Origin of the sequence: Lysobacter sp. M15 (genome assembly GCF_022662515.1) — a bacterium.
Lineage (GTDB): Bacteria > Pseudomonadota > Gammaproteobacteria > Xanthomonadales > Xanthomonadaceae > JAKPBU01.
In genome coordinates, this window is the sequence record NZ_JAKPBV010000011.1 from 498,996 (window position 1) to 511,843 (window position 12,848).

Sequence of the window (12,848 nt, forward strand, 5' to 3'; positions counted from 1 at the left end):
GGCGACGATGCGGCCATCAGTGGAAATCCCGCGAGCCGGTGCGCAGCCCGCCCAGCATCGGCGAGAGGTCCTGCAGGTCACTGGCGATCAGGTGTTCGACGCCATCGACGCGCTCCCAGCGGCCGCGTACGCCGAGCAGCTGCGCACTCAGCAGCACCTTGCGCCGGCGCGCGGCGAGTTTCTGCCAGACGATCACGTTGACCATGCCGTGCTCGTCCTCGAGGGTAACGAAGATGGTGCCGCTGGCGGTCGCGGGCCGCTGGCGGCCGGTGACCAGGCCGGCGGCCTGCACCTGGCTTCCGTGGCGGCGTTCGTGCAGTTCCTGCGAACCGAGCATGCGCCGCGCCCGCAGCTGCTCGCGCAGCAGCGACAGCGGATGCGGCGCCAGGGTCAGGCCGAGCGAGTGGTAATCGGCCTTGATCTCCTCGGCCAGGCGCGGCGCACGCAGGTCGACAGCGAGCTCTTCAGGACTGCCCAGCCGCTGCAGCGGCGCGCGCCGCTCGATCCCCGCAACCTGCCAGCGCGCGACGTTGCGGTTGCCGGCGAGCGACTGCAGCGCGCCGGCTTCGGCCAGCGCAGTGCGCGCCTTCTCGTCCAGGTTCGCGCGCAGGCACAGGTCGGCGATGTCGCGGAACGGCCGCTGTGTGCGCGCGGCGACGATGGCGTTGGCCACTTCTTCCGCCAGGCCGCGCACTTCGCGCAGGCCCAGGCGAATGGCCGGCTGTGGGGTGTGTTGCAGGAGTGGAGACGACTTGTCGCCTCCGGTCAGTCGCGAACTATTGATCTCCAGGCTAAGCTCGCGACTGACGTCGCTCCTACAGGGCATCGCGTCGGCCAGCGCGTGGTTCCAGCCGCTGTGCATCACATCCACCGGCAGGAAATCGATGCCGACGCGCCCGCCCCTGCCGCGTCGCGCGTCCTGCACGATCTGGCTGGGCGAATAGAAGCCCATCGGCTGCGAGTTGAGCAGCGCGCAGGCGAATGCGGCCGGTTCGTGGCGCTTGAGCCAGCAGCTGATGTACACCAGCTTGGCGAACGAGGCCGCATGGCTCTGCGGGAAGCCGTAGGAACCGAACCCCTTGATCTGTTCGAAGATCTGGTTGATGAACTCAGAGGAATAGCCCTTGTCTTCCATCAACGCGCGGATCTTCTCGCGATGCGGCGTCATGTCCCCGCCGCGCCCCCAGGCCGCCATCGACCGGCGCAGGCCATCGGCTTCCTCCGGCGTGTAGCCGGCATGGATCACCAGTTCCATCACCTGCTCCTGGAACAGCGGGATGCCGAGGGTGTTCTTCAGGATCGCCTCGATGCCCTCCGACGGATACACCACCGGATCCTTGCCCTGCCGCCGGCGCAGATAGGGATGCACCATGCCGCCCTGGATCGGACCGGGGCGGACGATCGCCACTTCCACGACGAGGTCGTAGAAGTCCTTGGGCTTCAGGCGCGGCAACATGCTCATCTGCGCGCGCGATTCGATCTGGAACACGCCCACCGTGTCGGCGGCCTGGATCATGGCGTAGGTCGCCTCGTCGCCTGGCGGCAGCCGTGCAAGGTCGATCGGGTAGCCGCGATGCCGTTCCACCAGCGCGACCGCCTTGCGGATGCAGGTCAGCATGCCCAGCGCAAGGCAATCAACCTTGAGCAGTTGCATCGTTTCCAGGTCGTCCTTGTCCCACTGGATGATGGTGCGGTCCGGCATCGCCGCGTTCTCCACCGGAACCACGGTGGATAGCGGCGCATCGGAAATGACGAAGCCGCCGACGTGCTGCGACAGGTGGCGCGGGTGGTCGCGCAGCTGCCCGGTAATCGCGAGCACGCGGGCGATCAGTGGATTCGCAGGATCGAAGCCGGCCTCCGCCAGGCGTTGTTCCATCGATGTCGCGCCGTTGCCCCAGCCGTAGCAGCCGGCCAGCAGCGTCACTTGGTCGGGCGGCAAGCCGAAGGCCTTGGCCACGTCGCGCACCGCACTCTTGCCGCGGTAGCGGATCACGGTAGCGGCCAGTGCCGCGCGCTCGCGCCCGTACTTGTTGTAGACGTACTGCAGAACTTCTTCCCGACGCTCGTGCTCGAAGTCGACATCGATGTCCGGCGGCTCGTTGCGCTCCTTGGACAGGAATCGCGCCATGAGCAACCGGCTTTCGGCGGGATTGACCACGGTGATCCCGAGCGCGAAGCACACCGCGGAATTCGCGGATGAGCCGCGCCCCTGGCACAGGATTCGGTTTTCCTTCGCAAAACGGACGATGTCCTGCACGGTCAGAAAGAAGGCCTCGTACTTGAGATGGGCGATCAGCTCGAGCTCTTCATCGATCTGCCTGGACACGTCCGCCGGTACGCCTTCCGGCCAGCGCTCGCGCATGCCGCGTTCGGTCAGCGCCCGAAGCCAGCTGGTCGTCGTGTGATCGTCGGGGACAAGTTCCAGCGGATAGCGATAGTCCAGATCGCGCTTGAGGTCGAATGTGCAGCGCTGCGCCAGCAGCGCCGCGGCTTCCAGCAATCGGCGCGGGTAGATGTTGCCGAGCGCGCGCCGCGTGCGCAGATGGCGCTCGCCGTTTCGGAACAGGTGCTCGCCGCAGTCGGCCAACGGCGTGTTGTGCCGAATCGCGGTCATCGTGTCCTGTAGCGCGCGGCGGCGGCGTACGTCCATGTGCACGTCGCCGGCGGCGACCGGCTCCATCCGCAATCCGCGCGCCAGCGCCAGCAACTGCGCGAGGCGCGCGGCATCGTCCTGCTCGCGATGCAGTTCCGCCGCCAGGAAGGCGCGCTCGCCGAACAGCGCCTGCAGCCAGTGTCCCTGCGCCGGATCCGGCTCGCGCGCGGGAATCCACAATGCGAACAGCCCCAGGTCCTGCTCCGACACCCCGCCCAGCACGCGCTCGACATCCTCGCGCGCCAGGCGATATGTCCCCTTCTTCGGCAGGGCGCGGCGCGCAATGGTGATCAACTCGCACAGCCGAGTGTAGCCAGCCCCGGTTTCCACCAGCAGCACGCACTTCAACCCGCAGGCCATGACGAACTCGCTGCCGACGACTAGTTTCAGGTCAGTCGCTCGGGAGGCCTCGAGCGCCCGTACGATGCCGGCTAGCGAGCACTCGTCGGTGATCGCCAGCGCCTGGTAACCGCACCGCTGCGCGCGCGCGAACAGTTCTTCCGCGCTGGCCGCACCGCGCAGGAACGAGAAGTCCGACAGGCAGTGCAGTTCGGCATAGGTCGGCAGATGGTCTTCCCATGGACCGTCGTCGTTGGCGGCGCGCGCACCGAGGCGCTGCGCGACCTCCCATGCGCGGGGCGGACGACCGCCGGGCGTGTCGCGATCCACACCGTCGACTGCATCGTCCCAGCTCATGGCAGCGCACTCATGCGAACCACCCGTGCAGCATCCAACCACCCTGCTCGCCTGGTGGGGCGAACGCCCAGGCGCGCTGGCCCTGCGTCGTTTCCAGCACGTAATAGTCGCGACGCGCGTCCTCGCCATCCCACCAACCGCTTTCCAGGCGCTCCGGCCCGGACACGATGCGCAGGCGCGCACCGCGCAGCGGCAGCGGGCGCGGCAGCAGCCACAGGGGTCGCGGAGGACGCGGCGGTGCTGCGTCGATGCGCGCGCCGTCGCCCTCTATCCGCCGCCATGCGCGTTCGGGGCGCGGGTCGCCCGCTGGCGCGATGCGATAGACCGCATCGTCGCCGAGCCGTGCGCGCAGGCGCTCGCGCAGCTGCGGCCACGGCAGCTGCTGCTGCGCGCGCACCTCGAATAGATCGCGCGACGCCGGCACGAACGGCGGCAGCTCGCGCGCCAGCAGGCGCATGCCGACCACGGGTTTCGCCAGGGCCACCCGCTCGAGCCGGCTGCGGGCCAGTTCGAACAGCATCGCCGGTTCACGTTCGGGCGCCAGCAGGCCGACCTCCACGTCGGCATGGCCTTCCTCGTGCTCCAGCCGCAGCACGAAGCGCTGGATGCCGCCGTCGCGCACCGACAGATAGGTGCACAGGTCGCCGACCAGCCGCCGCAGCGGGAACAGCAGCGCGGTATGGCTTTCCACCTCGTAGCCCAGTTCCACCCGCGCGTCGAAATGGTCGGGCGGCGCATAGAACGCCAGCGGGTCGTCGGCCTCGCCGTAGAGCCGGTCCATGTGCTCCAGCAGCGGCAGGCCGAAGCGGCGGCGCACGGCATCGCGCGGCAGCGCGCGCAGCGTGCGCAGATCGCGGATGCCCATGCGCTGCAGGCGTTCGCCGCTGTCGCCGGGCAGCTGCGCGCGGCGCACCGGTACGCGGTCGAGCGTGTCGGCCATCGCGCCGGGGTGCGGCAAGGCCAGCCCGTCGCGCAACCCGGCGAACACTTGCGCGGCGCGCGGCGTCGGCGCCAGCGCGATGCGATGGCAGAAGCCGAGCGCATCGAGTTCCTCGCGCAGCCGCGCCTCGATCCGCGGCCATGGCCCCAGCAGCCGGAAGCTCGCGCGTACTTCCAGCACGATGCAGCCGGGCCACTGCGCGCTGACCAGCGAGCTGTGCCGGTACGCCCACGCCGCCAGGAAACGCTGCCAGCGCGTATCGGCTTGGCGGTCGTGTTCGACCAGCGCCACCTCGGGCAGCAGCGCATGCGCCGCGGTCAGGCGCATGCCGGCACGCAGGCCGGCGCCAGCAGCGGCGGTATTGACGGCATGTAGCGTGCGCAGCTGCGCCGGCCCGCCGACCAGCGCCAGTGGCGCGTCGGGATCAGGCCGGCGCCGGAGGACGGCATCCAGCGCCAGTTGCGGCAGCAGTACGCAGGCCCAGAGCATGCGCGCGCCTCAACCCGCACCCGCGGTGGACATACCCGTGGCCTGCGCGCCCATGGAGAATGCGCGCGCCGGCACCGCGGCGCCGCGGCATTTGCGCACGTACCAGGCCATGCCGCCATACCCGTCGCCGACCGCTTCGAGCCGCAACGCGGCCGGCGACGGATTGGCTGCATGCCTGCGATCGCGCAGCGCGAAGCCCAGGCAGTCGCCGCTGTCGGCCGCCACTTGCAGGCGGCGCAGCGCCTGCGCGTCGGCCTGCGCCGGCCATCCCAGCACCGCCGCGCAGGCGCCGCTGCGCAGGCATTGTTCGAATGCCCACAGCGCATCGCGCGGCGATGCCTCGACCATCTCCAGCCGCGCCAGATCCACGCCCGCCGCCTGCCAGGCCGGCGCATACGGCAGGTACGGCGGTGCCACCACCGCCACCGTGCCGCCTGCCCGGGTCAGCCGTGCCAGCGCCGGCAGCAGCAGCGACAGTTCGCCCACGCCGTCGGCGGGCAGCAGCAGTTCGGTCAGCGCGCCGCGCGGCCAGCCGCATTGCGGCAGCAGCGCATCGAGCGCGTCGTGTCCGGTCGGCTCGGCGTCCACAGCGACTGCGGCCATGCGCCCGGCATGCCAGAGCGTGCGCGCAGCCAGCATGGAATCCAGCGTGGTCGCGACGACGCCCATCACTCCGCCCTGACCAGCCCGCAGTACAGGCCCTCGATCGCGAAATCGCTACCTGGCGGCACCTCGATCGGCGCATAGTCGGGATTGCGCGGCAGCAGGCGGATGCGGGTCTTCGTTTGCTCGAACCGCTTGATGGTGATCTCGCCGTCGATCCGCGCCACCACCACCTGGCCGCTGCGCGCTTCATTGGTGCGCTTCACCGCCACCAGGTCCCCGTCGAAGATGCCGTCGTCGCGCATCGAATCGCCCTTCACCTTCAACAGGTAATCGGGCGTGACCGAAAACAGCGCACGGTCCAGCAGCACATGGCGGTCGCTGCCGATGTCCGCGCCGATCGGCGCGCCGGCGGCCACCTGGCCCAGGACCGGAAGCTGCATGCGGTCGTCGTACCGCGGCATCCGTCCGCGATGCCGCGGTGCGTCGTGCTGAAACCCGGTCAGCCGGATGCCATGCGCCTGGTTCGGCCGCACGCTCAGGTAGCCGGCCTGCTCGAGCCGCTTCACGTGCTTGTGCGCGGCGCAGGCCTGGGCGAAGCCGAAGGCATCAGCGATCTGCTGCAGGGTCGGCGGCAGGCCCTCGGCCGCGGCATGGGCCTGGATGAAGTCGAAAACCGCGCGCTGGCGGTCGGTGAGGTCGTCGCTCATGGGTAAAAATCTATTTACCTTTCCAGGCAAAGGCAAGACATTTCCGGGCCGATTCCGCGCCCGACCCGTCTCACCGATCAAGACCGGTTATGGATCAGCCGCTTACCGGAAAGTTTGCCCTCCGAAGGCATCCTGTCCGAAGCCGAATTCGCTGCGTGGCCGCGCGCGGATCCAGGGCCCGGTCCTGCCGGCGGTGCACGAAGCGGCGGCCGGCTACGCTGGCTGAAACGGCTGCTCCGCCTACGGGCGGTTCCGTCGCGCCGCCGCCGGCTTTCGTCGCAGGGCCGGCCCGGCGCCATCCTGGCGGCCCTATGCTTCGCCGCATCCAGCCTCAGGGAACCGCCGTGATCCGCAGCTTCTGGTTCGTGCTCCGCCTGGTCGCCGCCTGGGCCGGCGTCGTCCTGCTCGCGGCACTGCTGTGGTCGGGCCTGCCCTGGATCGGCAACTGGGAACTGCCGGCCGTACTGTTCGGCTTCGTCACGATGGGGTTGGTGATCACCGGCGCGCTCTCGCACATCGGCCGGGTGCGGCTGATCGCCGACCGCATCGACCGCACCACGCTGGCCAACCGCCAGCGGCGCCAGGTCGAGATCCCATTCGAGGCCGGCGAAGCCTTCGACCTGGTGGATGCAGCGATCCGCGAACTGCCCGGCGTGGAACAGATCGAAAGCGCGCGCGACAGCCTGCAGGTGAAGGCCAAGGTGCGCCGTCCGCAGACCTACGGCGAATATCCGCTGGGCCGGTGGAATCCGCTGGTGTGGTTCGGCATTCCGCGCAACCAGGTGCTGGCCACGGTCGCGCCGGCCGGCGACAGCGGCAGCGTCACCGTCATCTGCGAACCCGAAAGCCCGGCCTGGAGCGATCTGTTCCGGGTCGACGACGGCACCAACTACGAGAACGCCGAGGCGATCACCCGCGCCATCACCCGCCGCATCGCCGAGCGCCGTCGCGGCGAACAGGCCGCCGCTGCGCAGACCGCGACGGAGAAGGAGCTCACGGTGGCCAAGTTGAGCCTGCTGCATGCGCAGGTCGAGCCGCACTTCCTCTACAACACCCTGGCCAGCGCGAAGCTGCTCACCCGCAGCGATCCCGAGCGCGCGGAATCCATGCTCGGCCATCTCATCCAGTATCTGCGCCATTCGCTGCCGCGCACAGATGACGCGCAGTCCACGCTGGGCGAGGAACTCGAACGCGCGCTTGCGTACCTGGAGATCCTGAAGATCCGCATGGGCCCGCGTCTCACCCTGCAGGTCGACGTGCCCGACGCGCTGCGCCACACGCCGCTGCCGCCGATGATGCTGCAGACGCTGGTGGAGAATGCGATCAAGCATGGCCTGGAACCGAAGACCGCCGGCGGCACGGTCTGGATCCGCGCGCGTCGCAGCGACGACATCGTTTCGATCACCGTAGCCGACGACGGTGACGGCTTCAGCGCCAAGACCGGCGGCACCGGCATCGGCCTGAAGAACGTGCGCGAACGTCTGCAACTGCTGTATGACGGCGCGGCGTCCCTGGCGGTGGTGGCCAACTTCCCAGCCGGAGTGGCGGCGACGATTTCGGTGCCCGCGGCCAGCGAAACGGTGCGGGAGGCGCGGCATGGCTAGCGCCGTCATCGCCGAAGACGAAGCCCTGCTGCGTGCGGCGCTGCGCGACGCGCTGGCGCAGGCCTGGCCGGAGCTGCAGATCGTGGCCGAGTGCGAGGACGGCGCCAGTGCGCTGGAAGCGATCGCCGAACACACGCCGGACGTGGCCTTCCTCGACATCCGCATGCCCGGCCTGACCGGACTGGAAGTGGCCGCCGCCGCGACCGAAGCCAGTCCGGACACCCGCATCGTATTCACCACCGCCTACGACCAGTACGCCATCGATGCATTCGAGCGCGGTGCGGTCGACTATCTGCTCAAGCCGATCGCCGCCGAGCGCCTGGCCGCCACCGTGCAACGCCTGCAGTCGCGCGCCGGAGCGCCGATGCACGATGCCGGCGCGCTGGCCGAGCTGCTGCGCAAGCTCGGGGCCGCGCTACCGCGCGATGCCGCGCGCGAACCGCTGACCTGGATCACCGCCAGCGCCGGTCGCGAGACCCGGCTCATCGGCATCGACGACGTCATCTACTTTCGCGCCGCGGACAAGTACACCACCGTGGTCACCGCCGAAGGCGAAGCGCTGCTGCGCACGCCGATCAAGGACCTGCTGGCAGCGCTCGACGGCGCGCACTTCCGGCAGATCCACCGTTCCACCATCGTCAACCTCAAGGCCATCGCCTCGATCGTGCGCGACGACGGCGGTCGCGGCATCGTGCGGCTCAGGGGGCGACCGGAAACGCTCGCGGTCAGCCAGCCGTTCATGGCTCTGTTCCGGCATATGTGATTTTTCGTTCCCCTGCGGAGGTCGCCGTGCGTATCCTCATCCTTGCCTTGCCACTTGTCGCCGCCCTGGCCGGCTGCGATACCGGCGGTACCACCATCGTCGTGCGCAGCAAGTCCGATGGCGAATGGATCATCGACAGCCGGGTGCGGATCGACGGCGGCATCGCCCGGTTCGAATGCCTGCACAGCGCCACCCGGCGCTGCCACTACACACTGTTTCCGGCCGGCTGCACTTCCTCTTCCGGCAGCACGCGCTGCAGCGGCCATGCGCTGGACCAGTTCAGCATGGCGGTCGATTCGACCCGCGTGCTGAGCGGCCTGTCCGACTTCAAGCTGTGCGTGAGCCATCGGCCCGGACAGATGCGGCCCGACTGCACGCTGCAGAAGGGTTGAGCGAAGCGATCGTCTCTGCGGGGCATCATTCAGCACTTCGACCGGATCGACCGAAGCGATACCGCAAGCGACACGCGACGGTCACGGACGCGAGCGCAGCATGGGCGCAACCCTTGCACAGGAGCCGCGCCATGGCCACGAAGAAGTCCGCGAAAAAGCCCCCTCAGAGCAAGACCGCGGCGCGCAGGCGCGGCGGCGCAGCGGACGACGCGCGGGGTCATGGCGACGAGCTGCAACAGTTCGCCGGCGGCACCCATCCGGTGCTGACCACCAACCTGGGCATCCCGGTCAGCGACAACCAGAACTCGCTGCGCGCAGGCGAGCGCGGACCGACCTTGCTGGAAGACTTCGTCCTGCGCGAGAAGATCACCCACTTCGACCACGAGCGCATCCCCGAGCGCATCGTGCACGCCCGCGGCAGCGCGGCGCACGGCTATTTCGAACTGACCAGGTCGCTGGCCAAGTACACGCGCGCGAAGCTGCTTACCGAGGTCGGGGTGCGCACGCCGGTCTTCACCCGCTTCTCCACCGTCGCCGGCGGGGCCGGTTCGGTCGACACTCCGCGCGACGTGCGCGGCTTCGCGGTGAAGTTCTACACCCAGGAAGGCAACTGGGACCTGGTCGGCAACAACATCCCGGTGTTCTTCATCCAGGACGCGATGAAGTTCCCGGACGTGGTGCACTCGGTGAAGATGGAACCCGATCGCGCCTTTCCCCAGGCCGCGAGTGCGCACGACACGTTCTGGGATTTCATCTCGCTCACGCCCGAATCGATGCACATGATCATGTGGGCGATGAGCGACCGCACCATCCCGCGCTACCTGCGCACCATCGAGGGCTTCGGCGTGCACAGCTTCCGCCTGCTCGACGAGCGCGGCAACAGCACGTTCTGCAAATTCCACTGGCGGCCGAAACTCGGCATCCAGTCCACCGTCTGGGACGAGTCGCTGAAACTGCAGGCCGCCGACAACGACTTCCATCGCCGCGACCTGTTCGAATCGATCCAGTCGGGCAATTTCCCGGAATGGGAGTTCGGCGTACAGCTGTTCAGCGAAGCCGACGCAGCCAAGTTCCCGTTCGACCATCTCGATCCGACCAAGCTGATCCCCGAGGAAATGGTGCCGCTGACCATCATCGGGCGCATGGTGCTGGACCGCTGGCCGGACAACTTCTTCGCCGAGACCGAACAGGTCGCGTTCTGCCCCGCAAACATCGTGCCGGGCATCGACTTCAGCAACGATCCGCTGCTGCAGGGGCGGCTGTTCTCGTACCTGGACACGCAGCTCATCCGCCTGGGCGGGCCCAACTTCCACCAGATCCCGATCAACGCGCCCAAGTGCCCGTTCGCCAACCTGCAGCGCGACGGCCATATGCAGATGCTGGTGCCGAAGGGGCGGGTGAACTACGAGCCCAGCTCGCTGCAGGCCGACACCCCGCGCGCGACGCCCGACGGATTCCGCAGCCACGCCACCCCCGACGACGGCGTCAAGGGCCGCGTGCGCGCGGAAAGTTTTGCCGATCACTACAGCCAGGCGCGGCTGTTCTACCGCAGCCAGAGCGCGATCGAGCAGGCGCATATCGCCTCGGCGCTGGTGTTCGAGCTGTCGAAGGTGGAAACCGTCTACGTGCGCGAACGCATGGTCGGCCATCTGCGCCATATCGACGAGGACCTGGCGCAACGCGTGGCGGACGGCCTGGAGCTGGATGCGCTGCCGCCGGCGCCGCCGGCCAAGGTCGCGCCGCAGGACATGAAGCTCTCGCCCGCGCTGCGCATCATCGACCGGATGAAGGACACGCTGGAAGGCCGCTGCGTCGGCATCCTGGTGGACGATGGCTCCGACGCCGCCACCCTCAAGGCGCTGCGCGCCGCGGTGGAAAAGGCGGGAGCCAGGGTCAGGATCATCGCACCCAAGGTCGGCGGCGCGGTGCTGAGCGACCGCAGGAAGCAGCCGGCCGACGGTCAGCTGGCCGGAACCCCGTCGATGTTGTTCGACGCAGTCGCGCTGGTGCTGTCGGACGAAGCCGGGCGCGGGCTTGCGAAGGAAGCCGCTGCTGTCGACTTCGTGCGCGATGCCTTCGGCCACCTCAAGGCGATCGCCGCCGACGCCGGCGCGCAGGCGGTGCTCAAGGCCGGCGGCGTTGGGAAGGACGCAGGCGTGATCGACGCGGGCGACCCGAAAGCCTTCGTCGCCGCAGCCAAGACCCGGCAATGGGCGCGCGAGAAGAAGGTGCGCACCCTGGCCTGAATCCGCGGCCTGCGTCGCTACATCCTGGACGCGGTCAGGCGGATGTCGGCATTGCGCCACGCGGCGGCGAACTGGCCGCGTGTCGCGTCCGCATCTGCCACCTTGCCCTGCGCCTGCAGGCTCTGCGCCAGCCCGAACAGCGACCAGCCGTTGCCGGGATTGCGATGCAGCTCCTCGCGATAGACGCGTTCGGCTTCGCCCGCACGCCCCGCCTGCAGCAGCACCGCGCCCAGCGTCTGCCGGACCGGCGCATGCCAGCCCGGTGGTTCGTCGTAGGGAATCCCGTCCTCGATCTTGACCGCCTCGCCCAGCGCCGCAATCGCCGCGGCGTGGTCGCCGCGTGCCGCGGCGATCTCGGCGGTCACCGTACGTTCTGCGATGCGGGTGGCATGCGCCAGCGGGTAGCGATCCCAGACGGTGAGTTTTTCCATCACCGGATCGACGGAGAGCGGGCGCAGCGCATCGAGGTGCTGCTGCGCATCGTCCAGCCGCTGCTGCCGCACCGCCGCCATGCCTTGGGCGTAATGCCAGATCGCGGTGACGTAGGGCAGATCGGGCGCCGGATTGGGCGCCTTGGCGATCTCGTCCCAGCGCCCGAAGCGGACCCGCTCGAACCACGGCGTCAGCCAGTAGTGCTGCAGGCCGGCGAAGCCCTCCTGGCGCATCAGGTCCTGCAGGTCGGTGCGTTCGGCGGTGGTGCGGGCCGCCGCCTGCGCCAGCTTGCTGCTGCCTTCCATGCTCGCGGCGAACCACAGGAAATGGTGGTTGTGCGGCACGTAGCCGAGCGGGTACACGCCCTGGGTATTGCCGCGGCATAGCGCCAGGTAGGCATCGTCGGCTTCGATGGCGCGCTGGTTGGCGATCACCGCGTCGTGCCAGCGACCCACCCGCGAATAGATGTGCGCCGGCATATGCACCAGGTGTCCGGAACCTGGAATCAGCTCGCGCAGGCGGTCGGCCGCAGCCGCGCCGCGTTCGGGATTGGCCGACGCCTCCACCGCGTGCACGTACAGGTGCAATGCGCCGGCGTGGTCGGGATTGCGCGACATCACCGATTCCAGGGTCGACACGATCTCCGCGGTATTGCCCTTCAGCTGCTGCTTCTCGTCGTAATAGTTCCAGGGCTGCAGGTCCATCATCGCTTCGGCATGCAGCACGGCGGCGTCGAGGTCGTCGGGGCGCTGCCGCACCAATCCGCGCGTGGCCGCGGCATAGGCCTCGTCGAGCGGACGGCGATCGGCCGGCGGGTTCTGCGCATAGCGCGCGCCCAGCGCCTGGATGAAGGCGCGCTCGCGTTCGCTGGCCTGCGGCGCCAGCGCCTGTGCGCGCTGCAGGCGGCTCCAGGCATCGGCATTGTCGTTCGGGTCCATGCCGGCATTCACGTGCGGGCCGACCACCAGGGCCGCGCCCCACCAGCACATCGCGCAGTCGGGATCGAGTTCGGTGGCCTTGAGGAAGGAACGTTCGGCCGCGTCGTGGTTGAAGCCGAAGGTCAGCATCAGCCCCTGGTCGAACCAGCGCTGCACTTCCGGGTGCTTGCTGGTGACCGGGAAGCGGTAGTCGCCAAGGCCTTCGAGCAGATGGGCCCCGATCATGGCCATTTCCGGCGGGGAGACGGCCGGTTCGGTGCTGGCCACGGGGCCAGCCCCGCGGCAGCCGGACAGCGCCAGCAGCGCGGCGGTGCAGGAAAGGAACAACAGGCGATGGACGGGATGCATGGCGGCCTCCGGGGGAAGGAGCTTCGGGTTCAAG

At 69.0% G+C, this 12,848-nt stretch carries 9 protein-coding genes; 4 read left to right on the plus strand and 5 right to left on the minus strand.

Translation table 11 applies throughout. The features are described 5' to 3' along the window. Positions 1-16: 16 nt before the first annotated feature. Genes MC380_RS10935 through lexA form a run of 4 tightly spaced genes read right to left on the minus strand, consistent with a single transcriptional unit; the run spans position 17 to position 6,091 of the window. Positions 17-3,349: an error-prone DNA polymerase gene (locus tag MC380_RS10935; RefSeq protein WP_242164708.1), complete on the minus strand. Its 3,333-nt coding sequence runs from the start codon at positions 3,347-3,349 to the stop codon at positions 17-19. 10 nt (positions 3,350-3,359) lie between these two features. Next, on the minus strand, positions 3,360-4,778 hold the full coding sequence (locus MC380_RS10940) for a DNA polymerase Y family protein (RefSeq protein ID WP_242164710.1): 1,419 nt from the start codon (positions 4,776-4,778) through the stop codon (positions 3,360-3,362). 9 nt (positions 4,779-4,787) lie between these two features. After that, a complete protein-coding gene (gene imuA, locus MC380_RS10945) occupies positions 4,788-5,447 on the minus strand; it encodes a translesion DNA synthesis-associated protein ImuA (RefSeq protein WP_242164712.1) in 660 nt (219 codons plus the stop codon). Next, positions 5,447-6,091: a transcriptional repressor LexA gene (gene lexA, locus MC380_RS10950; RefSeq protein WP_242103232.1), complete on the minus strand. Its 645-nt coding sequence runs from the start codon at positions 6,089-6,091 to the stop codon at positions 5,447-5,449. Before lexA ends, imuA begins: the two co-directional genes overlap by 1 nt. A gap of 344 nt (positions 6,092-6,435) precedes the next feature. Here lexA and MC380_RS10955 point away from each other — a divergent pair, with 344 nt between their 5' ends. The 4 genes from MC380_RS10955 to MC380_RS10970 all read left to right on the plus strand — a co-directional run bounded on the left by MC380_RS10955 (position 6,436) and on the right by MC380_RS10970 (position 11,096). After that, positions 6,436-7,695, plus strand: a complete 1,260-nt coding sequence (locus tag MC380_RS10955; RefSeq protein ID WP_242103231.1) for a histidine kinase — start codon at positions 6,436-6,438, stop codon at positions 7,693-7,695. Next, positions 7,688-8,458 carry a LytTR family DNA-binding domain-containing protein gene (locus MC380_RS10960; protein ID WP_242103230.1) on the plus strand — a complete coding sequence of 257 codons (771 nt, stop codon included), beginning with the start codon at positions 7,688-7,690 and terminating at the stop codon, positions 8,456-8,458. The genes MC380_RS10955 and MC380_RS10960 overlap by 8 nt, the downstream gene beginning before the upstream one ends. A gap of 26 nt (positions 8,459-8,484) precedes the next feature. Next, positions 8,485-8,850, plus strand: a complete 366-nt coding sequence (locus tag MC380_RS10965) for a hypothetical protein (RefSeq protein WP_242164714.1) — start codon at positions 8,485-8,487, stop codon at positions 8,848-8,850. A 131-nt stretch (positions 8,851-8,981) separates the two neighbouring features. Next, on the plus strand, positions 8,982-11,096 hold the full coding sequence (locus tag MC380_RS10970) for a catalase (protein WP_242164715.1): 2,115 nt from the start codon (positions 8,982-8,984) through the stop codon (positions 11,094-11,096). Between the two features lie 17 nt (positions 11,097-11,113). Here MC380_RS10970 and MC380_RS10975 read toward each other — a convergent pair whose 3' ends face one another. Beyond that, complete coding sequence (locus MC380_RS10975; protein ID WP_242164717.1) at positions 11,114-12,814, minus strand: hypothetical protein; 1,701 nt, start codon at positions 12,812-12,814, stop codon at positions 11,114-11,116. Positions 12,815-12,848 lie beyond the last annotated feature (34 nt).

Bases quoted from the DNA above. Each gene is read 5' to 3' on its own strand.
- MC380_RS10970 (WP_242164715.1), top strand. From the start codon at position 8,982: ATGGCCACGAAGAAGTCCGCGAAAAAGCCCCCTCAGAGCAAGACCGCG.
- MC380_RS10935 (WP_242164708.1), bottom strand. From the start codon at position 3,349: ATGAGCTGGGACGATGCAGTCGACGGTGTGGATCGCGACACGCCCGGC.
- MC380_RS10940 (WP_242164710.1), bottom strand. From the start codon at position 4,778: ATGCTCTGGGCCTGCGTACTGCTGCCGCAACTGGCGCTGGATGCCGTC.
- lexA (WP_242103232.1), bottom strand. From the start codon at position 6,091: ATGAGCGACGACCTCACCGACCGCCAGCGCGCGGTTTTCGACTTCATC.
- MC380_RS10975 (WP_242164717.1), bottom strand. From the start codon at position 12,814: ATGCATCCCGTCCATCGCCTGTTGTTCCTTTCCTGCACCGCCGCGCTG.
- imuA (WP_242164712.1), bottom strand. From the start codon at position 5,447: ATGGGCGTCGTCGCGACCACGCTGGATTCCATGCTGGCTGCGCGCACG.
- MC380_RS10960 (WP_242103230.1), top strand. From the start codon at position 7,688: ATGGCTAGCGCCGTCATCGCCGAAGACGAAGCCCTGCTGCGTGCGGCG.